The 410-nt window shown below is 28.0% G+C and carries 1 protein-coding gene; it reads right to left on the bottom strand.

What is annotated here, in order from left to right; all coding sequences use genetic code 11:
• Positions 1-360: hypothetical protein (locus tag ACYVTD_RS17280; RefSeq protein WP_461248868.1), on the bottom strand; the 360-nt coding region annotated here is incomplete at its 3' end.
• Positions 361-410: the final 50 nt, after the last annotated feature.

The following is a 410-nucleotide window of genomic DNA, read 5'->3' as shown; positions in this document are numbered from 1 at the left end:
ATTTACCTTAACTGTCTTTATATTTTTTGTATACGTTACTGTATAAAATTCTTTGATATCGACCAATACATAATTTTGTAAATACAGTTCATTCAGAATTTTTTTATATTCATCGGCGGTAAAAAACCATTCTTTATAATGATCTTTTTTTCTCCCATAAAATGCTATTTCCGGCTGCGCAATAAACGCATGGAAAAAAATATTCAGTAAATCGCCTTCGTAATAAACCATAACAGGCTCAGCTTTTTTAGCATTTGCGCTATCTGAACCTTTTACGTTTTTTGAAGTGGAACAGGAAAAAATCAGGAGAAAAAATAAAAAGCCGACTAATATATGTTTGTCAAACTTAATTTTAGACATATTAAATTAATATAGTATTAATTTGAGATTATTGCAAATACCTTTTACAG

The organism is Treponema sp. R6D11 (assembly GCF_054786075.1).
This window is presented reverse-complemented; position numbering and strand designations above follow the sequence as displayed.